Genomic DNA, 19,971 nt, shown 5'->3' with positions numbered 1-19,971 from the left:
TAATCAAATCTAACAACTACATACTTGATTTATTCTTATCCAGAGAGATCGAGGGATCAGGCCCTATGACGTCTCGGCAACGGGTTTATTACAAATACCGTGCCAATTCCTGCAAACACAGCTGTGTTTGGAAGATGAGAATGAGGAAGTTTCATATTGAAGCCCTCTTTTTCTGGATAAGGAAAAAGAGGGCTTTTTGTGTAGCAAGGGAGGAATAGTGATGATTACGTTCAGGAATGTATCAAAGACCTTCACAATTGGAAAACGTGAAGTACACGCTGTCCGAAATGTGGATCTGACGATAGAGCAAGGGGAGATCTTCGGCATCATCGGATTTAGCGGAGCCGGCAAGAGTACATTGCTGAGATTGGTCAATGTGCTGGAGATTCCTTCTGCAGGAAGTATTGAGGTACAGGGAGTCGACTTAGCCAAACTTTCTCCAAGAGAAGTGCGGAAGGTGCGCAGGGGCATCGGGATGATCTTTCAGAATTTCAATCTACTAACCTCGCGTACTGTTGCTGGAAATATCGCTTATCCTTTGAAACTGGCAAAAGTGCCGCGACAGAAAATTAAAGAAAGGGTGGATGAACTGTTGCGGTTCGTCGGCCTTTCGGAGAAAGCAAAGAATTACCCGGAGCAGTTGTCGGGAGGGCAGAAACAGCGAGTGGGTATCGCCAGGGCTTTGGCTACTTCACCAGATATTCTGATCTGTGATGAGGCCACCTCGGCGCTTGATCCCGATACGACTGGGGATATTCTCCGGCTGCTAAAAAAAGTGAACAAGGAATTGGGTATTACGATTCTGCTGATAACCCACGAAATGCATGTGATCCAGGCAATCTGTGACAAGGTGGCTGTCATGGAAGATGGAGAAGTCATTGAAACGGGCGGTGTATTTGACACCTTCACAAGTCCCGTTCACCCGACGACAAAGCGTTTCATCCGCTCCATCCAGCAGGATCTGCCGTCTCCATCTTTATTGGAGGAGTGGCGTCATAAAGGAGGAGAAAAGCTGTACCGCATCATTTTCAAAGGAGAGGTGGCAAGCGATCCTGTCTTATCCCGGGTAACACGAAAGCATGATATAGACGTGAATATCGTATATGGTTCCGTTCAGGAGATCCAAGCAAAATTCTACGGTAATTTGCTTGTGAGCTTTGAAGGCGATGAAGAAAAAACAGCCAGGGCGGTGAAGGAATTGAATGACATTGTTCAAATCGAGGAGGTGGAAGTGGCATGGGCGTAGATTGGCAGACATTCTGGCCGCGTATTGTTGAAGCGACTGGCCAGACGATCCTGATGGTGGCTGTCACCTTGGTGATAGGATCTATATTCGGCATCATCATCGGACTTTTACTTTTTGTTACACGGAAAGGGAATATCCTAGAAAATGCCTTTTTGTTTCAAATCATCAATTTCTTGATCAATATTATTCGGCCGATTCCATTCATCATCTTTTTAGTGGCGATCAGTCCGTTGACTAGAGAGGTGGTTGGTACGACGATCGGTACATGGGCTGCAATTTTCCCAATGAGCATTGCAGCAGCGTTCAGCATCGCACGTGTTGTGGAAAATAACTTCATCAGCATCGATCCTGGTGTCATCGAAGCTGCAAAAGCGATGGGTGCCAGCCCGCTTCAGATTATTTATACCATCCTGATTCCAGAAGCACTGGGTCCGCTCGTCCTTGGATTGACGTTCATCACCATCAGCCTGATTGATTTCTCTGCGATGGCAGGGACTGTTGGCGGAGGAGGCCTTGGACATGTGGCGATGACGTATGGATATCAAAGATTCGATACAAGCGTCATGGTTGTTACCGTCGTTATTTTAATAGTGCTTGTCCAGCTTGCCCAGTGGATCGGCAATACATTATCAAGAAAAATATTAAGGAGATGAAGAAAATGAAAAAAGCACTACTTGGAATTATTTCTTTCGCTTTTGTACTCATTCTTGCAGCTTGCGGCAGCAGCAGTTCAGCAGACGGCAGCCAGACAGTAAAAATAGGTGTCACCGGTTCGGACGGAGATCAGTGGCCGATCCTGAAGGAAAAAGCGAAGGAAGAGGGTATCAATATCGAGCTAGTTGAATTCTCGGATTATACGCTGCCGAACCAAGCATTGGCTAACGGAGAAATAGACATGAACTCCTTCCAGCACATCGCTTTCCTAAGTCAATATGCCAAAGAAAACGGTGACACGATTGTGCCGATCGGCTCAACGGTAATAGCCCCGATCGGAGCTTATTCGGAGAAAATCGATAGCCTGGATGAGCTGAAGGAAGGCGATAAAGTGGCTATTCCGGATGATCCATCGAACCAGGCTAGATCGCTGCGGGCTTTGGAAGCTGCAGGTGTCATTAAACTGGCAGACGATTTCGGACAGTTCGGTGATCCTTCCAAAATCGTGGAGAATCCAAAGAATATTGAAATTGTGCCGGTTGTTGCCCAGCAGACGCCTCGTGTATTGCCGGATGTAGCTGCATCCTTCATCAATAATGGCGTTGCAGGTCAAGCAGGCTTGAATCCGAAGGAAGATCCAATTTATCTGGAAAATGCCAATGATGACAGCATCACACCATTTGTAAATGTGTTTGCTGTAAATAAAGATGACGAAAACAATGAGACATACCAAAAAATAGTGGAGCTGTATCAGGATGAAGCGGTGAAGAAAGCGGTGGAAAGTGATACGAATGGCGGTTCCATCGTGGTAGATGTGCCGAAAGAAGAGCTACAGAAACATCTGAAAAGACTTCAAGAAGAGGAGGAATGAGCTATGAGTAAATCTGTGTCGGAAATAAGCCGAATTGCCTTGCATCTTGAAGAAAATGGAGAGAAGTATATCCAGACAAGTCAGGCAATCCATGCAAATCCAGAGATCGGCAACCAAGAATTTTTTGCCAGTGAAACGCTTGCAGGTTTGCTGGAAGAGGCCGGATTTCAAGTGGAGAAGAAAGTGGCCGGACATGAAACTGCATTTTATGCGCTGAAAGATAGCGGGAAGGCGGGTCCAAGAATCGCTTTTCTGGCAGAGTATGATGCGCTGCCTGGAATCGGGCATGCTTGCGGTCATAATATCATCGGCACCACAAGTACGGCAGCTGGAATTGCTTTGGCGGATATATTGGATCAAACAGGCGGGAGTGTAGCGGTGCTCGGCACCCCAGCTGAGGAAGGCGGCCCGAATGGCAGTGCCAAGGGCAGTTTTGTCAAGCATGGTCTGCTGAAGGATATCGATGCTGCGTTGATTATCCATCCTTCGGGCCGAACAAGTGTCACTGGAGAGTTTCTTGCGGTAGATCCGCTTGATTTTCATTTCTACGGTAAAGCAGCGCATGCCTCTGGCTCACCAGAAAAAGGCATCAACGCTTTAGATGCTGTCATCCTGCTATTCAATGGCATTAATGCATTGCGGCAGCATCTCCCGCAGGATGTACGCGTGCATGGCATCATCCCGAACGGTGGGGATGCGCCGAATATCGTTCCTGAATATGCGTCCGCACGCTTTTTCATCCGGGCAGAAACTTGGAGCAAGGCACAAGCAGTGTCTGAAAAAGTGAAAAATATTGCCCAAGGTGCTGCATTAGCCACCGGAGCTACTGTGAAAATGGAACGATTTCAAAATGAAGTGAAAGATTTTGTTTTGAATCCAGTATTGGATCAAGTGCTGAAAGAAGAACTGGAATATGTAGGTGAATATGTTCATTTGAAAAAAGGCAAGGGACGCGGCTCCACGGATACAGGTAATATTAGTTATGAGGTTCCGACCGCACATCCTTATATCCAAATCGGGCCGGAAGATCTCATCGGCCATACGGAAGAATTCCGGGAAGCAGCTCGCTCAGTGCGAGGTGACGCGGCTGTATTGAAAGGAGCCAAAGCTTTAGCACATACAGGTTACCGGTTGCTGACGGACAAAGAACTACTACAGCAGGCAAAAGCCGCATTTAAAGAGAATAAGGCACGAAAACTAATGGGAAAAAATGATAAACCCGTCTAATCTGACGGGTTTATCATTTTTTCATATTCCTGATTAAATATGCCAGCTGCTTCAGCGCATATTCAAACTGGTCGATTGAGGCATAGGCATAAGATAATCGGAGATGCTGTGTGTCGTTTCTTTCGTATATTTGACCAGGGTTAAGCAGAATTCCGCGTTGGATTGCTTTTTCAAAAAGTGTGTGAATCGGAACAGATTGATGTAATCTGAGCCATATATAAAAGCCTCCCAGTGGCTTAACCCAGTCTGCAATATCTTTGAAATTTTCCTGCAAAAGCTTTAAGACTACATCCCGCCGTGCTCTTAAGGCGGTGCGGGTTTTTTCAATTGCTCCCGAGTGAAAATCGGTAGCCAGCCAACGCTCGACTGCAAATTGTGATAAACTGCTTGCGCCGTAATCAGTCTGCATCTTACTATCAGCAAGTCTGTCAATAACGGGCTCTGGTCCTGCAATCCAACCGATGCGTAAGCCGGGGCTAATCGATTTGGAAAAGCTGCCTGTATATAATACAGTTCCTTGCGTATCCATTGCTTTCAAGGGCGGCGGTGGCGGAGTATCCAGCCACAGGTCGTAATAAGCATCATCCTCGATGATCGGGAGGGAAAGCTGCTGGCATGCTTGCAGTAATCTTTGCCTTTCGGTTATGTCCCATATTCGCCCCGTGGGATTGTGAAAAGTCGGATTTGCATAGAACAAAGCTGCGTCATTTGTACGCATATACTGTCTGATCTTTTGGGTGATATCCGTGTCCTTCTTTGTTAATCCGAAAATATTAATTCCCGCTGATTGAAATACGGGAACAGATTGTATGTAGGATGGTGATTCATAGAGAACGGTAGAACCTTTTTTTAGCAATCCACCGGCAATGAGCTGCAGTGCCTGAAGACTGCCGGATGTAATGAGTATTGCTGCAGGCGAAACGTTAATGTCTCTTTTTTGCAGATATTGACTTAGCTGTATGCGAAGAGCATAGCTTCCTTTTGGTTCGGAATAGCTTAAAGGCAGTGTATCTGCATTTCGCAGCAGACTCGAGATTTCTGCACTGGGCAAAAGATCTGGGGCAAGCTCCCCTGTACCAAGCCGAATCATGGACGGGTCTGCTTCTGCAAGATTGATGGCTTGTATCAATTTGACATTTGGTTCATGCATGCCAGCTTGGACATAGTCATGCCAATTCGGGGATGGCTTTGTGATTAGATTCCAAGTTGTATTACAAACAGTCGTTCCGCTGCCTATCTTTGTTTCCAAAAGTCCATCTGCAATCAATTCTTCCAATGCAGAAACGACTGTGCTGCGGTTCACCTCAAAGAGGGCAGCAAGCTCGCGTTGCGGGGGAAGCTTGGTTCCGACAGTCCATTCCCCGTTATTTATTTTGCTCTTTATGTATTGGATGATTTGGACTTGGATGGATATATCCAAATCACGATTTGGTTTCCAATCGATCTCTGCCATTCTATCCCTCCTGCTTTTCATTATACAAAATTGGTTGGTTAAATAACCAACCAATTGGAGGAGGACATTCTATTTAAAACTCGATATGATTGGGCAGGAGAGGAGGGAGAAGATGGAGCCGATTATTCACGGGATCATTCTTGCAATTGGACTTATTTTGCCCCTTGGAGTCCAAAATGTTTTCTTGTTCAATCAAGGTATCATTCATAAAAAGATAATCCATGCACTCCCAGCAGTAATTACAGCGGGAATGGCTGATACACTCATGATTTCCATATCTGTAACTGGTATTTCGGTCATTGTGTGGACGATACCCTGGATTCAAGTCATGCTTTACGGAATCGGGTTCTGTTTCTTGATTTATATAGGATGGAACCTTTGGAAATCAACCTCCGATACACTGCAATCGAGTGTGGAAGGCTTTACTCCACGAAAGCAAATCATTTTTGCAGCGTCTGTATCCTTGCTGAATCCACATGCCATACTGGATATTGTCGGAGTTATCGGGACAAGCTCCCTAGCGTATTCGGGTACGGAAAAATGGAGCTTTACGATGGCCTGCATAGCCGTTTCTTGGGTTTGGTTCTTCGGCCTGGCAACGGCGGGGAGGTTGGTCGGAAGTTTGGATACACATGGTAAGATGCTTCTGATCCTGAACCGATTATCTGCTCTGCTAATATGGAGCATGGCAGGTCTTATGTTAATTCAACTGAGCCGATTTCTGTAAAAATACCCCTGCCATATGGCAAGGGGTATTTATTATGAGTAGTCTCGTTTTTCCTTTCGGTAAGCTCTCCATGACGTCTTTGTCGCGGCGTAACTGCCTATTGCGGCATAGCCATAGAAATATCCCATGAAAATACCAGCAATCAAATCGCGCGGATGACTGTAAAAAATCGAGAGGACCAATCCGATTAAGACAGCGATAGCAGGAACATACTGCTTGGGGATTGGTAAAAACAGTTTGGTGATTTGAGTAAGGGTAAGTGTTACTGGAATCCCAATAAAAGAATCCCAGAAGTTTGTCTGGATATTTGGAAAGTCCATGTTAAGATTCCTTTTTTACTTATTATTGGAAAAGATCAATGGAATTATGCACAAACGCTGGCTGATGATGCTTCAGCTCGATTGAATAATTTTGTCATACATATATTTACAGAACATTCCTTACAAAAACTTCTTGAATGTTGCGCAATTCAGTATTATACTAGCCTGTATGTTTGTCAGAAAATCTGACGAAAATTATAATAAACTCAATATTTTGTTATTTATCAGACTATTCCAATAGTAGTTAGTGGAGGTTTTTTTGTGTCAAAGAAAGTACCAGGTTCATTTACGATCATTCTAGGTCTGATGCTCTTTGCTTTGTTCTTCGGAGCAGGGAACTTGATTTTCCCGCCAATGCTAGGGCAGCAAGCTGGTGAAAATATATGGATTGCCAATGCGGGATTCCTTGTAACAGGTGTTGGCCTCCCGCTGATTGCAATTATCGCTTTCGTTTTTTCGGGTGAAAAGGATCTTGTATCCCTATCCAGCAGGGTGCACCCAGTATTCGGAATTGTTTATGCGGTTATTCTGTATCTTGCAATTGGTCCGTTCTTCGCGATACCGCGTGCCGGGAATGTGTCCTATGAAATAGGTTTGAAACCATTCTTGCCAGCTGATGCGGGGCCTGTTCCCCTGATTTTGTTCACAGTCATTTTCTTTGCAATCACTTGTCTATTGTCGTTGAATCCTTCCAAGATCATCGATGTCATCGGTAAATTCCTGACACCTATCAAGCTGACTTTCATCGGGTTGCTAGTTATCGTCGCAATCGCGTTCCCGATTGGAAAATTCCAATCACCGCAAAGCGAATATACGACAGATGCTTTCTTCAAAGGTTTCCAGGAAGGCTATTTGACATTGGATGTCCTTGTTGCCTGTGTGTTCGGAATCATTATCGTCAATGCCTTAAAGGATAAAGGAATCACAAACAAAGGCTCCATCATGAAGGTTTGCTTATTGGCTACTGGGCTTGCAGCGGTTGTGCTGGTGGTGATTTATACAGCTCTTTCTTTCATGGGTGCATCGAGTGTCAGTGAGCTTGGTTATTTAAGTAATGGTGCCGAGATACTTGCCGATGTTTCCGATCACTATTTTGGTCGATGGGGAATGGTCTTCCTTGGTTTGATGATTACCGTTGCCTGTCTTACAACGAGTGTTGGTTTGATTACATCTTGTTCGACGTTCTTCCATGAACTGATGCCGCGTATTTCTTATAAAACATTCGCCATTGTGCTGTCCATCTTCAGCGCGGTAATAGCGAACATCGGACTCACTGAATTAATATCCATCTCTGTTCCGGTATTAATGGCGATATATCCTATTACAATCAGTCTCGTATTTCTTACATTCCTTCATCCATTATTTAGTGGAAAACGGGAGGTTTATATCGGAAGCCTTGTGTTGACCTTCTGTGTGAGTATTTTTGATGGCTTCAATGAGGCTGGATTGAAAATAACGGCTGTCAATGATCTGTTCCACAAGGTTTTGCCGTTTTATGAGGTCGGACTTGGCTGGATAGTACCTTCGTTGGTTGGAGGCCTGCTTGGCTTGCTTGTATCTATAGTAAGAAGGAAATAAAAAATATCCTCCCATTGGAGGATATTTTTTATTTAGCGCGCTGCCTGATCATTCCCCCTGCAATGAATAGGAACACGGGAACGATAACAGTTGCGAGGGATAAGATTGCTGCGCTGAATAACGTCATTGCAGCACCTTTTGGTCTTTTCTGGATGATCATTAGGCCGATGAATACGATGATGGCAATGATTGCGATATACACAGTTGGAATGACAAAGAGTACTTGCAAGGTGGGCATTGTTTCAGCAGCCATTTCTTCCGGAGACAGGGAAGGAATCTCACCCGCGGCTAATGTTTTTTGATATTAATGAATGTAGTCACAGCCTGTACCATGGATTGATTTTGCGGCAAGGTTAGTGTGAACAGCAAGCCGCCGAAAAACAACAAGACCAATAAAACAAAAGAGATCATCGTTAAGATTTTTGGTGTTTTCATGAGTTGTTACCTCCTTTTTCCAGTATAGGTTCCATGAAACTGTCAGGGAATAGGACCGAAGGCGTATCTGTCATTTTCTTGTCAAAAATAAGGAAGTAGGTTTGACTGGTATGTGTTATCATTAGAACGATTTTACTGGAATCGAGGCGAGAACTTTGTCGTGGGTATTTATTGTCTTATTGATTGTTTTTAGTCTGTTTAAAATCGCGGCTGCTTCTGCACCGAGTGCTGTAGTTGAAAAAATAGGTAAGATATTTCAGCTTCATCCGACATTATCTTATGATGTAAAAGTGAAACAGAATGGAAAATCGCTATCTGAAGAAAAGCGGCGGCATTTTGTGGATGAATTCAACCAAGCTAACTTCCTCGAAAAATATTACTATCCGCCCGCCCCAGAGGGGATACCTTATGAGATTGAAGTTAAAAATGACAAATATCTCATCTATCCTTACCCAGATCGGGTGGACGTGTTCAAATATACAAAAAAGAAGGTCTTCTCCTACAGTTTGCGCTCTCAAACGTTGCAAGGTCAGGCCACACACTGATATCGTTTCCACTATATAGAATAGGAACAGAAATCAAGAAGTTGGTAAGCTGAAAGAGTACGATTCACCATTGGTGGATCTTTTTCTTTCTGATCATCTAAACAATGCGTAAATTTTAACCGATGATTCTGATATGAATGGAAAGAGGGTGAGCCGATGTACCAGACTGATCAAAAGAATACCGACATATTTACCGAGCAGCTAGATAGGTTATACGATAATATCAAAACGGAACAAATCCGCGCTGCTGGGAAGATCCGCCATGAAATAGCTGAATTGGAAGCTGCAATCCGTGATGAAAAGCTACTGGCAAGAAGTATGCTGTATGAAGCACGGTTGGAGATGCTAAAAGGTAATCTGGATAAGGGAGAAAAGCTGCTTGAAGGGGCGGCAGAAGCATTCGTGCTCACCGGCGGAAATCTATACTATTATCATTTCTTCAAGGGGCTGCTGCTGTACAGGCAGGACAAGCTCCAGGAAGCAATTGTCGAATATGAACGTGCAGAATCGTTTTTGACGGTACAAATCGACCAGCGGGAGGTCTCCGATTTCTATTACAAATTGGCTAATACGTACTATTATATGGGTATGACTGTTTTTTCTATTTTGAATGCGGATAAAGCAATTGAAGCGGCTATAAGCTACAATCAGGAATTGCAGCTGGCCAAATGCCGCCTGCTGCAAGGGCTGAATTATTTGGAAAAGGCGGACTTTCGCAAGGCGGAGCAGTTATTCCTGGCTGCTTTGGAGGATGGTGCAACTGAATCTGAATTGCAGCTTCCTATATATATCCATCATAATCTTGGTGTACTGTATTTTAAGCAAAATCAGCTTGAAAAAGCGCTATGGTACTTTGATCGATCCATGCAGAATCAGCATCCGGAATATTATTTGAAGAGTCTCTATTATGTTACGGAATGCTGTTTCCTCCTTGGGCGTAAGGAACAAGCCATGGATTATTTTGCGGAAGGATTTGCATTGAGTAAAGAGCGCGATGAGGATGCGTATAAGTGGATGTTTGCCATGCTTCATAAGCAATATATTGATAAGGACAGCTTTGAAGGAGTATGGCAGGAAGGAATCAAATACTTTCAATCCATTCATGATGGACCTAATGTACGTTATTATTCGGAACAGCTTGCGGAATACTATAAAGAAAATCAAGACTTTGAGAATGCATCCAAGTATTATCTTTTAACTTTAAAATAATCATTGTCGCCCCCGCGGGGGAAATGAAAAAAGGAGGTTGCTCACAAGGCAATCTCCTTTTGACTTTTAGGATAGTTTCCAAGCTGGAATCAAACTATGGAATTGGAAGAAATAACTCATCGGTATATGTAACAACGTGTAAAATGCCAAGGTTGTTGCATAAGTGATGATCCAATTCGGAACAGGTACTTGCAGGAAAAGATACAAAAGAAGCATCCCGACTGGGAATGGGACGAGCACAATCAGCCAGATCGGTGCACCAAGTGCCTCTGTCAATGCGCCAAGGGCTACGACCGAGAAGCCGATGACCATTGCTTGCCAAATTGGCATTCCATGCCGGAATAATAAACTGCCGATATAATACGAAAGTCCGGTTAAAATGATTGCTAAAATGAAATCTAGTAAATATTTCATATTCATACCCCCTATTCCTTACAATTATACGATTATATGGATGGAGTAGTGTGAATGTTGTGTAAAAAAGACTGCTATATAAGCAGCCTTGTGGATTAGCTGGCGTATGCTTTGATGCCTTCAGCTATCGAATCCGCAACGTCATTTTGATAAGTTGAGTCATTCAGCAGTGCGGCATCGGCAGGATTAGAGATAAACCCTGTTTCAACTAGGACTGCCGGCATCGAAGTGTGGCGCAACACATAGAAATCAGCACTGTGTGTGCCTCTGTTTTCGTTATTTGTATTGGATGCAAGTGCAGTTTGTATGCTGGAAGCCAGTTTTTTCCCGCTGCTGCTTTGACCATAGTAATAGGATTCCAATCCTTTGGCTGAAGGCGTCGTTGCGCTGTTGGCGTGTACACTTACAAATAAATCTGCCCCCCAGTTATTCGATATTGACGCGCGTTCTGATAAAGGAATAAAAATATCATCGCTGCGCGTCATCTTTACGTCATAACCATTAGTAAGCAATCTTTGCTGAAGCTTCTCGGAAATAGTCAGCGCAACTCTTTTTTCCATCGTATCATTGCCGATTGCACCAGGGTCCTTTCCGCCATGACCAGGATCAATGATGATTCTTTGCACGGACTGTTTGGCGGATGATTCAGGTGGAGTGGCTGTCTCTTCACTCACTTTCGCTACATAATCCAAGCTCAGGTAACCTGTTTGATCTTGAATGGTAACCTGTCCCCAGCCATCCCCTCTGTCGATGTATTGGAATTGGGTCCCTGCAGGGAATCTGCCAAGAATGGCAGCATCCGTTGATGGAGTCGCCCTGATGTTCAGGTTGGCAGTAGTCTGACCTGTGTTGGAAACGCTTGCATCTGCTTGGGCTGGAAGGATCAATAGGATTGCAACGAGTATGAATAATAGAGGTAATGCAACTTTAAGGCCGGTACGCATAGTGATTCTCCTTTGCGATATAATAGAATCAGTATGGTCAGCAATCGCGAGTTTTATAACAATAGATACATAATATGATAGGTTCCCAGAAAGGGGAGAGGAAAATGAAGACAGAAAGAGAGAAGATGGTGGCAGGAGAGTTTTATCGTCCGGCTGATAAGGAATTGACGGATAGACGGTTGAAAATTCGGGAGCTGATCCGTCATTATAACGATACAACAAGCTATGAGCATGCAGAGCGTTCTTTGTTATTGAAGCAAATAGTAGGCTCAATGAAAGGAAAAGTCTATATTGAGCCGAATTTCCGATGTGATTATGGCTACAATATTCATCTAGGGGAAAACTTCTATGCGAATTTTGACTGTGTCTTGCTGGATATCTGTGAAATCCGCATCGGGGATAATTGCATGCTTGCCCCCGGGGTACATATTTATACCGCAACACATCCGCTTCATCCGGTCGAGCGTAATTCGGGGTATGAATTAGGCAAACCGGTGACGATTGGGGATAATGTTTGGATTGGCGGACGAGCAATCATCAATCCTGGTGTTACAATCGGCGATAATGCGGTCATCGGTTCAGGTGCAGTGGTCACAAAAGATGTTCCGGCAAATACAGTCGTCGGCGGCAACCCAGCAAAGGTCATGAAACAAATCGAGATATAAGGTAACACATGGAGGCCCTGACAGGGTCTCTTTTTTAGTTCGAATGACCTCCCTGCCGCAATACCCATATAAACGTTTTATAGTTGCGATTTAGCGGTTTCGCTTGTTTCTCCATGATCAATGTTTATAATTGGTGTGTTAAAAATGGACGTGAAAGAGGTAGTGTTATGACAACAATTGGCATTGATTTAGGTACTACGAACAGCTTGGCTGCTTATTGGAATGGTGAGCAGGCTGAAATCATCCCCAATGCCTTGGGAAAAAGGCTGACTCCTTCAGTAGTGAGTGTAGATAAAGATGATAGCATCCTTATAGGGGAAATCGCCAAAGAACGGCTCATTACCCATCCATCTGCAACAGTTGCTGCCTTCAAACGTTATATGGGTACGGAAAAGGAATATAAGCTCGGAACACAAACATTCACTCCAGTGGAATTGTCTGCGCTTGTCTTAAAGCAGCTGAAGGAAGATGCAGAAATGTATTTGGAACAAGCGGTGACGGAGGCTGTCATCAGTGTGCCGGCGTATTTCAACGATATACAGCGGCGATCGACTAAACAGGCAGCGGAAATGGCTGGACTTAAAGTCGAACGTTTGATCAGCGAGCCAACCGCGGCTGCAATTGCGTACGGCCTGCATCAAGATAAGGATGAAACACAGTTTCTTGTATTCGATTTAGGTGGGGGTACCTTTGATGTTTCCATTCTGGAGCTTTTTGACGGAGTAATGGATGTCAAATCCATTGCCGGTGACAATTATCTCGGCGGAGAGGATTTCACGGCTATCTTAGTGGAACATTTCCTGACGAAGCACGATTTACAGCAAGAGCAGCTGGCCATGAAGGAGGCTTCGCTGCTTTATAAACAAGCAGAGCATGGTAAACGAAGTCTGGGAATCAAAGGTCAGCTTCATTTGTCATTGCTCATCGATGGGCAGCTCTATGAAACGGAGGTAACCCTGGACACTTATGAAAAAATGGTATATGACCTGATCTTGAGGTTGCGCCAGCCGATTGAACGAGCACTTCGTGATGCCTCCCTATCCCCAAGGGATCTCGATAATGTGATTCTGATTGGAGGTGCTACCAGACTGCCCATCATTAAAACGGTGATTGCAAAGATGTTCGGGAGTTTGCCATATGCGACGATCAATCCAGATGAAGCCGTGGCTATCGGAGCTGCGATACAAGCAGCTTTGAAGGATAAGGATGAGGCACTTGATGAGCTTATCCTGACAGATGTATGCCCTTATACATTGGGTATCGAAGTTGCTGAACATGGTAGGGCAGGTATAGAGGGGGGATATTATGATCCCCTGATTGAGCGTAATTCACCAATTCCGATCAGCAAAGTGGATAGGTATCATACGATTTATGATGATCAAAAGGCTGTCAAAATCGTCATCTACCAAGGCGAAAGTAGGAGAGTGGCGAACAACGTCAGATTAGGTGAGCTGCAGATAGAGGTCAAACCTCGGCCAGCCGGAGCGGAAGGGATAGATGTACGTTTTACATATGATACAAATGGCATCTTGGAAGTGGAAGCAATCAGCGTATCGACTGGCGAAAAAAAGCGGATTGTGATTGAAAAGAATCCAGGAAATCTTTCTGAAGCGGAGATAGAAGAGAGCCTTCAGCGACTGCGTGCACTTAAGATCCACCCTCGGGAAAGAGCGGAAAATCGCTTGTTAGTGGCACAAGCAGAACGTTTGTACGAGGAGCTGACAGGAGATGCACGTCAGTATCTATCCAGACTGCTGCTGCATTATGAGAATATACTGGAAACACAGGATGAAAAGCAGATAGAAGAAGCAAGTGCGTCTATGAGAGAGCAGCTGGAAGCGCTGGAAGGGGGTATGCTGCACCGATGAGCATTTGGGATGTATTAGAGCTGGAACCGACAGATGATAAAAAGATAATCAAGAAGGCATACGCTAGTAAACTAAGAATCTGCCGTCCGGATGACGATCCGGAAGGTTACCAGGAATTACGTGAGGCATACGAAAAGGCTTTGCGGTATGATCCGAATGATATTGATCATGAACCACAGGAACCAGACGATATGCAGGCTCCGCAGCTGGATGAAGTAAATCGGACTATGAACGCCTTTTATCATTTATATAATGATTTCTCCGATCCAAATCGCCTTGATCGCTTGCGGCAATGGCTGCAGCAGGATATTGTCTGGAACATAGAGAAGAGTGAAGAACTTCAGCGCCGGCTGATAGATTTTCTGTCACAGCATCCCTATTTGCCGAAAGAAGCATATAAAATGCTAGATCAAGCATTCCACTGGCAGGAAAGAGAATCAGAACTCCATGCTTATCATGATGACAATGTAATACAGGGATTAATGGATCGATTGCTGGGTGTGCGTCAATTTAAGGCAATTGAAGCGGGGGAAGCATTCGACTATGCAAAGTATTATTCGCTGAGGGAATTTGCCAAGGACCTATTATCCGAAGGGGATTATGATCAGGCTGCTGTCATGTTAAACAAAGGATATGAAATGTACACAAGCGATCCGGAACTGCTGCGTCTTATCAGTGTTTATGAAACAGCGGCCGGAGAGAAGGATCGGGCGGTCTGGGCACTTTCGAAGGCTTTGGAACAGAAAGAGGATACGGCAATGTATCTGGACCGGGCGCAGCTGCTTGTTGATGATGGGCAATATGAGGCGGCGCTCCATGACTACAAGCGAGTTTATCAGATTGATCCTGCAATTAAGACTGCAGCGGGAGGGGCAGCCTACTGCCAGCAGCAGCTTGGACAAATCAAGGAAGCGGTGGAAACTTTGAAACCCGAGACTGGAGTTGTTAAGGAAGAGATTGGATTCTTTAAGACCTCTTTTCAGGGTTGTTTGTTCAATCCGTTATTTGGCGGGGAAAGGACCCGGTCTTCGTTCAAAGAGAATTTCTTCCAAGTTGTTTTTGCCTTGCTGGGGGGGATTGGATTCTTGATTAAAACATGGTGGATTTACATACTGGGATTCTGCTTGCTGGAATGGCTATTCGATCCACCGGCACTCCTTACAGCAGTCTTGGCTATTCCATTGATCGTCGCTTTTCTTGGTATCATGTGGGGGAATCGGATGCGGCCGGGTATTGTTAATCTCGACTTTTCTTTCGCTATCGGGTTGCTGATCATTGTACCTTATCTGCTGTTCAAACTCCTGGCCATGCCATTTAAACTACTGGGTAAGAAGAAAAGCAAAGAGGAGGCAGCCGGATGAGCAACAATACGAAAATCGATAGGAAAGAAATAGAGAAGTACTTACGACATTTATCGTTTATGTGCCATCCTGGAGCGATGGGGGTGCAAATCTATCTGCATCGGGAATTCCGGCCGATTCTTGATAAACTGACCGGTGAATTGAACCTGAAAAAGCTGACCAAGGATAGAGGGATACAGTCGCCTGAGGAATTGAAACAATGTATCAATGCGCTCACAAAGAAGGAGCTGAGTATGCATTACAAGGAAGTGCGAAACATCCTGGCCCCTTTATCCATGTCAGAAAGGGATGGCATGGTCAAGCAAATGGAGATGACAGGTTGGGATGGCTACCGCTATTGGGTTGTCAAATCAAGTATGCATGTCCTTCCCGAAGCGGGTATTACTGCATATGAAATAGCCAATTTCATCTATTTATGCCGTGTTGGCAGAGCATTGCACGTCCTTTCACCAAAAGAAGCATTTGCCAAGATGCTTCAGGCTGCACAGCGGGCAATGGAACTGTACAGCAGTTGGGATGCCTACATGGATGCCTACATTGTAGGAAGTGCGTTTAACGTGAAACCCGAAGACGATCCGAAAGCAAGACCCCTGAAAGATCATGGGCGCACCCATATTTATAAGCTATTCATGTCATCACAGACGAAGCTGCCAAAACTTCCATGGCGCAAAGAAGAAATAATGAGCATATCAGCTTCGGTTTGAATCATGATATACTGAATGTATATTGATAACGGAGCGGTTCGTATGCAGCGTGGTACATTTCAATTGATGAAAACAGTGAATAGATCCCTGATCCTTAATAAAATTCGCATATCGGCGCCGATTTCGCGTGCTGACATCGCAAAAGAGACAGGTTTGACACCTCCGACCGTCAGCATCCTCGTCAAGGAATTGATTGAACAAGGGCTGGTAGAGGAAAGGAAGCTGGGTACCTCCAGCGGCGGCCGCAAGCCTACGATGCTTCATATCCGCACTGATGAGTGGTTTGTCATCGGCGTCGATGCTGGTCCCGGTACAGTCGACTGTATCCTGACTTCCCTTACAGGAGAGGTTTTAGGAAGTGTTTCCCATCAGCTTCATGTCAAGACGAATAAGGAATTTTTGGATCAAGTTGTCCAAGCTATTCAACAACTGCTTGATGATCATTCCTTGCAAAGGGAGCAAATCATCGGCATCGGGGTAGCGATGCATGGAGTGGTCGATGCAGAAACTGGCGATTCCCGCCTAGCACCTCTCTTAGGATTACGCAATATCCCGATCAAGCAGGAACTGGAAGATAGGTTCGGTATTTCGGTGAAAGTGGATAATGATGCACGTGCAATGGCACTCGGTGAAGCGTGGTTCGGCGGTTATGAGCTGCAGGATAGTATGGTCGCCGTCAATATCGGCCAGGGAATTGGTGCGGGGATCATCATTCAAGGAAAGCTTTTCCATGGGGCAGCTGGACTTGCTGGAGAGTTGGGACATATGTCGATCGATCCAAACGGAACAGTATGCGCCTGCGGAAATCGCGGCTGTCTCCAGACACTTGCGAGTGGACCTGCTATTGCGCAGCAAGCGGGACTGGCAAACGGGGAAGCTGTCCATCAAGCGGCCCTGGCTGGAGATAAAGCAGCTCAGGCCGTCCTGGAAAGAGCCGGACGAACACTCGGAATTGGTCTGGTCAATTTAATACATCTGTTAAATCCGGATCGCATCATCCTTGGCGGGGGTGTGATGGGAAGTGCAGCTTTTATCATCCCTCCGCTTAAGAAAGAGATTGCAAGCCGTGCCTTGACCGATCAAGCAGCCCAGACTGAGATAATGATAAGTAATCATGGAAAGCATGCGACAGCATTAGGTGCAACGGCATTGCAATTGGTTGATTTGTTTGTCCCGGTATAACAAAAGCAGACATCTTAGCGGTGTCTGCTTTTTTCTTTTCATTTCACTGTGAATGTTAAGACGGTCTCTCTGCGATACGTTTCATCAGGACGCAAGATGAGACTTGGAAACCCGTCATGATGCAAGGCAGCGGGAAAAGCCTGTGTTTCGAAACAAATTCCCAGGTACTTTTCTGACATACGCTCTTTCAGTTCCAACGTTTCGTCCAGACCGTTTCCGGTGTATAAAACAAGGCCGGGCTGGTCGGATTCGATCGTCATCAACCGTCCGCTTTCAGGATCATAAAGACCGGCTTTTGGGCCCTTCTCATCTGAAAATAAGAAATAATGGTCGATTCCTTCGCCGGCAATACGAAGCTGTTCATGCGGTGCACTGAATACATCCTCCAATGGTTTGAAAGACCGTAAATCAAATGGGGAGGCAGCAGTATCCAGCCATCTGCCTGATGCAATCAGTTCTTCATCCAATTCTGTAAACTTGTCACTGTTAACCATTGCTTGCTGCTTAGCAATGGTCTTTTTCAAATTGCCGCTCAGATTAAAATACGAATGATTTGTCAGTGTGACGGGCGTTTCTTTGTCAGTAGCTGCTTCATAAAGCATCACAAGCTTATTATCATTTGTAAGGGTATAAGTCACAACAACCTGCAAATTGCCAGGGTAGCCGCCCGCGCCATCCTCACTTGTGTATGAAAGCCGCAGACCGCTTGCTTGATTTTCTTCAAACGGTTCTACTTTCCACAGGACTTGGTGAAAGCCATTGGGACCGCCATGCAAATGATGTTTTCCTTCATTTGCCTCCAATTGATATGTCTTGCCTTCCAATTCGAATCTTGAATTTTGTATCCGTCCGGCCACTCGGCCAATTAAAGCACCGAAGTAGTTTGGATTCGCTTGATAATCCTTGAAATTGCGATATCCCAACACGACATTTTCCAGATTGCCATGCTTGTCAGGGACTTCTAAAGAAGTGATGATGCCGCCGAAGTTCAGCACTTTTAGCCGCATCCCATTGGTATTGGTGACCGTGTACAATTCCCATCCATCCTGAAGCGCAGTCTTTTCGATCATGAAGACACCACTTTCTGGTTTAGTTTTGTAATGAAGCGCTGGAAGGCTGTATCATCCTTGAATACACCAGAGTCCTCCAGCACACGTACGAACTTCTTGCCAAGCTCTTTTTGTACGATTTCTTCTGCATATTGTTTGTTATGCAGGAATCCATATGTTTCCCGAAGTTTAAGTGCCCACTCTTCGTGAATGGAATCGACTTCATCTGCTTCACCGGTAAGGTAATTGATGATCGTCTCCAGTTCTTCTTTGAGACGGGGCGGCAATACAGCAAGACCCATCACTTCGATTAATCCGATATTTTCTTTTTTGATGTGGTGCACATCTGCATGCGGATGGAAGATTCCTAATGGATGGGTAGCTGTTGTCCGATTATTACGAAGAACAAGATCCAGTTCATATAACCCATCACGTATTCTGGCAATAGGAGTGATCGTATTATGAGGTGTATCATCCGTATGTGAGTGAATTGCCGCCTCTTTGTCATTATAATCACGCCAAAAAACCAGGATGCTATCCGCTGCTGCTGCTAGTTTCTGCTGATCGTCCGCTTGAAGTCGGATCACAGTCATCGGCCACTTCAGCACAGCCGCTCTCACATCCGGATGTGCATGAATCGGGAAGGTGTAGTGTTCTTCGGCATCGGTCATAGCGAATGTATAACGACCGGCTTGGTAATGATCATGGGAGAGAATGGAACCTCCAACAATCGGCAAATCGGCGTTCGATCCGATGAAGTAATGAGGGAACTTATCCACGAATTCAAGCAGTCTCCGGAATGTGTCCGCATTTATTTTCATTGCCCGATGCGCTTCTGATAATAGAATGCTGTGTTCATCGTAATAAACATAAGGGGAGTATTGGAAAAACCATTTCTCCTCTGCCAATGTTAATTCGACTACTCGGTGATTGGAGCGAGCAGGATAACCAACCCTGCCAACGTAACCTTCATTTTCTTTGCATAGGACACAAGGAGGATAGGAATCATCCTGTTTCATCATCCGCTCACGCTTGATTTGCTCTGGGTCTTTTTCCGGCTTGGACAGGTTGATTGTAATGTCCATCTCACCATATTCAGTCTGTACTTTATACGAGATGTTCTTTTTGATTCGGTTCATTTGGATATAATTGCTATTCTTGCTTAAATTGTAAAAGTAATCCGTTGCCTGTTCTGGCGATTGCTTAAAATGGTTGTCAAACAATGTCTGGACAGTGGAAGGACGAGGCATGAAACAATTCATCAGTGATGCAGCTAGCATCTCCTTCTCATCCAGAATGTTATCGATGACATCTTCCTTCACAGCATAATCGATGATTCGATCGACTAAATCTGGGATTGAACCCGAGCTCGTCAAAAGCTTATGTGTCGGATAGGTTGTCATCTTCAGCAGGTGCATCACCTGATTGCGTACATAGATGATATCTCTTTCCTTGATTAAACCTTCTTTGCAACTCTGCTCCAATAAAGCCTCGATATCTGAATAAATCATATAAACAC

Annotated in this window: 21 protein-coding genes and 1 riboswitch; of the genes, 13 read left to right on the top strand and 8 right to left on the bottom strand. The window is 44.9% G+C overall.

Annotation, left to right across the window (positions count from 1 at the left end; genetic code table 11):
* Positions 1-32: 32 nt before the first annotated feature.
* Positions 33-141: riboswitch (SAM riboswitch) on the top strand.
* 79 nt (positions 142-220) lie between these two features.
* The 4 genes from BLQ53_RS03820 to BLQ53_RS03805 are packed head-to-tail and all read left to right on the top strand — an operon-like array spanning position 221 to position 3,998.
* Complete coding sequence (locus BLQ53_RS03820) at positions 221-1,246, top strand: methionine ABC transporter ATP-binding protein (RefSeq protein WP_093725975.1); 1,026 nt, start codon at positions 221-223, stop codon at positions 1,244-1,246.
* Entirely contained in the window at positions 1,237-1,899 is a 663-nt protein-coding gene (locus tag BLQ53_RS03815; protein WP_093725974.1) for a methionine ABC transporter permease, read from the top strand. Before BLQ53_RS03820 ends, BLQ53_RS03815 begins: the two co-directional genes overlap by 10 nt.
* Positions 1,900-1,904: 5 nt before the next feature.
* Positions 1,905-2,771: a MetQ/NlpA family ABC transporter substrate-binding protein gene (locus BLQ53_RS03810; protein WP_093725973.1), complete on the top strand. Its 867-nt coding sequence runs from the start codon at positions 1,905-1,907 to the stop codon at positions 2,769-2,771.
* A gap of 3 nt (positions 2,772-2,774) precedes the next feature.
* Entirely contained in the window at positions 2,775-3,998 is a 1,224-nt protein-coding gene (locus BLQ53_RS03805; RefSeq protein ID WP_093725972.1) for a M20 family metallopeptidase, read from the top strand.
* A gap of 13 nt (positions 3,999-4,011) precedes the next feature.
* Here BLQ53_RS03805 and BLQ53_RS03800 read toward each other — a convergent pair whose 3' ends face one another.
* Positions 4,012-5,451, bottom strand: a complete 1,440-nt coding sequence (locus BLQ53_RS03800) for an aminotransferase-like domain-containing protein (protein WP_093725971.1) — start codon at positions 5,449-5,451, stop codon at positions 4,012-4,014.
* Between the two features lie 112 nt (positions 5,452-5,563).
* Between BLQ53_RS03800 and BLQ53_RS03795 the strand changes: the two genes are divergently transcribed.
* Positions 5,564-6,178: a LysE/ArgO family amino acid transporter gene (locus BLQ53_RS03795; RefSeq protein WP_093725970.1), complete on the top strand. Its 615-nt coding sequence runs from the start codon at positions 5,564-5,566 to the stop codon at positions 6,176-6,178.
* A 32-nt stretch (positions 6,179-6,210) separates the two neighbouring features.
* Here the strand turns inward: BLQ53_RS03795 and BLQ53_RS03790 are convergent, their stop codons facing one another.
* The gene (locus tag BLQ53_RS03790) at positions 6,211-6,498 is read right to left on the bottom strand and encodes a hypothetical protein (RefSeq protein ID WP_093725969.1); all 288 of its coding nucleotides are present in this window, start codon (positions 6,496-6,498) and stop codon (positions 6,211-6,213) included.
* Between the two features lie 261 nt (positions 6,499-6,759).
* Between BLQ53_RS03790 and brnQ the strand changes: the two genes are divergently transcribed.
* The gene (gene brnQ, locus BLQ53_RS03785; RefSeq protein WP_093725968.1) at positions 6,760-8,076 is read left to right on the top strand and encodes a branched-chain amino acid transport system II carrier protein; all 1,317 of its coding nucleotides are present in this window, start codon (positions 6,760-6,762) and stop codon (positions 8,074-8,076) included.
* A 28-nt stretch (positions 8,077-8,104) separates the two neighbouring features.
* On the opposite strand, the gene BLQ53_RS03780 is transcribed toward brnQ, so the two are convergent.
* Both BLQ53_RS03780 and BLQ53_RS18840 read right to left on the bottom strand, forming a co-directional pair.
* A complete protein-coding gene (locus tag BLQ53_RS03780; protein ID WP_093725967.1) occupies positions 8,105-8,329 on the bottom strand; it encodes a hypothetical protein in 225 nt (74 codons plus the stop codon).
* Between the two features lie 35 nt (positions 8,330-8,364).
* Complete coding sequence (locus BLQ53_RS18840; RefSeq protein WP_170829568.1) at positions 8,365-8,511, bottom strand: hypothetical protein; 147 nt, start codon at positions 8,509-8,511, stop codon at positions 8,365-8,367.
* Between the two features lie 155 nt (positions 8,512-8,666).
* Here BLQ53_RS18840 and BLQ53_RS03775 point away from each other — a divergent pair, with 155 nt between their 5' ends.
* Together BLQ53_RS03775 and BLQ53_RS03770 are read left to right on the top strand one after the other, a co-directional pair.
* Entirely contained in the window at positions 8,667-9,056 is a 390-nt protein-coding gene (locus BLQ53_RS03775; protein ID WP_093725966.1) for a YfmQ family protein, read from the top strand.
* 156 nt (positions 9,057-9,212) lie between these two features.
* Complete coding sequence (locus BLQ53_RS03770) at positions 9,213-10,265, top strand: tetratricopeptide repeat protein (RefSeq protein ID WP_093725965.1); 1,053 nt, start codon at positions 9,213-9,215, stop codon at positions 10,263-10,265.
* 66 nt (positions 10,266-10,331) lie between these two features.
* Here BLQ53_RS03770 and BLQ53_RS03765 read toward each other — a convergent pair whose 3' ends face one another.
* Together BLQ53_RS03765 and BLQ53_RS03760 are read right to left on the bottom strand one after the other, a co-directional pair.
* A complete protein-coding gene (locus BLQ53_RS03765; RefSeq protein ID WP_093725964.1) occupies positions 10,332-10,679 on the bottom strand; it encodes a hypothetical protein in 348 nt (115 codons plus the stop codon).
* A gap of 95 nt (positions 10,680-10,774) precedes the next feature.
* Positions 10,775-11,623 (bottom strand): N-acetylmuramoyl-L-alanine amidase, encoded by an 849-nt coding sequence (locus BLQ53_RS03760; protein ID WP_093725963.1) that lies wholly within the window; start codon positions 11,621-11,623, stop codon positions 10,775-10,777.
* Positions 11,624-11,727: 104 nt separating this feature from the next.
* On the opposite strand from BLQ53_RS03760, the gene maa reads away from it, so the two are divergent.
* From maa to BLQ53_RS03735, 5 genes are all read left to right on the top strand, one after another.
* Entirely contained in the window at positions 11,728-12,288 is a 561-nt protein-coding gene (gene maa / locus BLQ53_RS03755) for a maltose O-acetyltransferase (protein ID WP_093725962.1), read from the top strand.
* A gap of 167 nt (positions 12,289-12,455) precedes the next feature.
* Complete coding sequence (locus BLQ53_RS03750; protein ID WP_093725961.1) at positions 12,456-14,156, top strand: molecular chaperone HscC; 1,701 nt, start codon at positions 12,456-12,458, stop codon at positions 14,154-14,156.
* Positions 14,153-15,517 carry a tetratricopeptide repeat protein gene (locus BLQ53_RS03745; RefSeq protein WP_093725960.1) on the top strand — a complete coding sequence of 455 codons (1,365 nt, stop codon included), beginning with the start codon at positions 14,153-14,155 and terminating at the stop codon, positions 15,515-15,517. The genes BLQ53_RS03750 and BLQ53_RS03745 overlap by 4 nt, the downstream gene beginning before the upstream one ends.
* On the top strand, positions 15,514-16,221 hold the full coding sequence (locus BLQ53_RS03740) for a DUF1266 domain-containing protein (RefSeq protein WP_093725959.1): 708 nt from the start codon (positions 15,514-15,516) through the stop codon (positions 16,219-16,221). The genes BLQ53_RS03745 and BLQ53_RS03740 overlap by 4 nt, the downstream gene beginning before the upstream one ends.
* 42 nt (positions 16,222-16,263) lie before the next feature.
* A complete protein-coding gene (locus BLQ53_RS03735; protein WP_093725958.1) occupies positions 16,264-17,403 on the top strand; it encodes an ROK family transcriptional regulator in 1,140 nt (379 codons plus the stop codon).
* A gap of 38 nt (positions 17,404-17,441) precedes the next feature.
* On the opposite strand, the gene BLQ53_RS03730 is transcribed toward BLQ53_RS03735, so the two are convergent.
* Together BLQ53_RS03730 and galT are read right to left on the bottom strand one after the other, a co-directional pair.
* Entirely contained in the window at positions 17,442-18,473 is a 1,032-nt protein-coding gene (locus tag BLQ53_RS03730; protein WP_093725957.1) for an aldose epimerase family protein, read from the bottom strand.
* Positions 18,470-19,963, bottom strand: coding sequence for a UDP-glucose--hexose-1-phosphate uridylyltransferase (galT, locus tag BLQ53_RS03725; protein WP_093725956.1), 1,494 nt, complete (start codon positions 19,961-19,963; stop codon positions 18,470-18,472). Before galT ends, BLQ53_RS03730 begins: the two co-directional genes overlap by 4 nt.
* Between the last annotated feature and the right edge of the window lie 8 nt (positions 19,964-19,971).

Source organism: Terribacillus halophilus (genome assembly GCF_900101385.1).
Classification (GTDB): domain Bacteria; phylum Bacillota; class Bacilli; order Bacillales; family Amphibacillaceae; genus Terribacillus; species Terribacillus halophilus.
The sequence above is the reverse complement of the archived record's forward strand: the minus strand, read 5'-3'. Positions and strand labels throughout refer to the sequence as shown.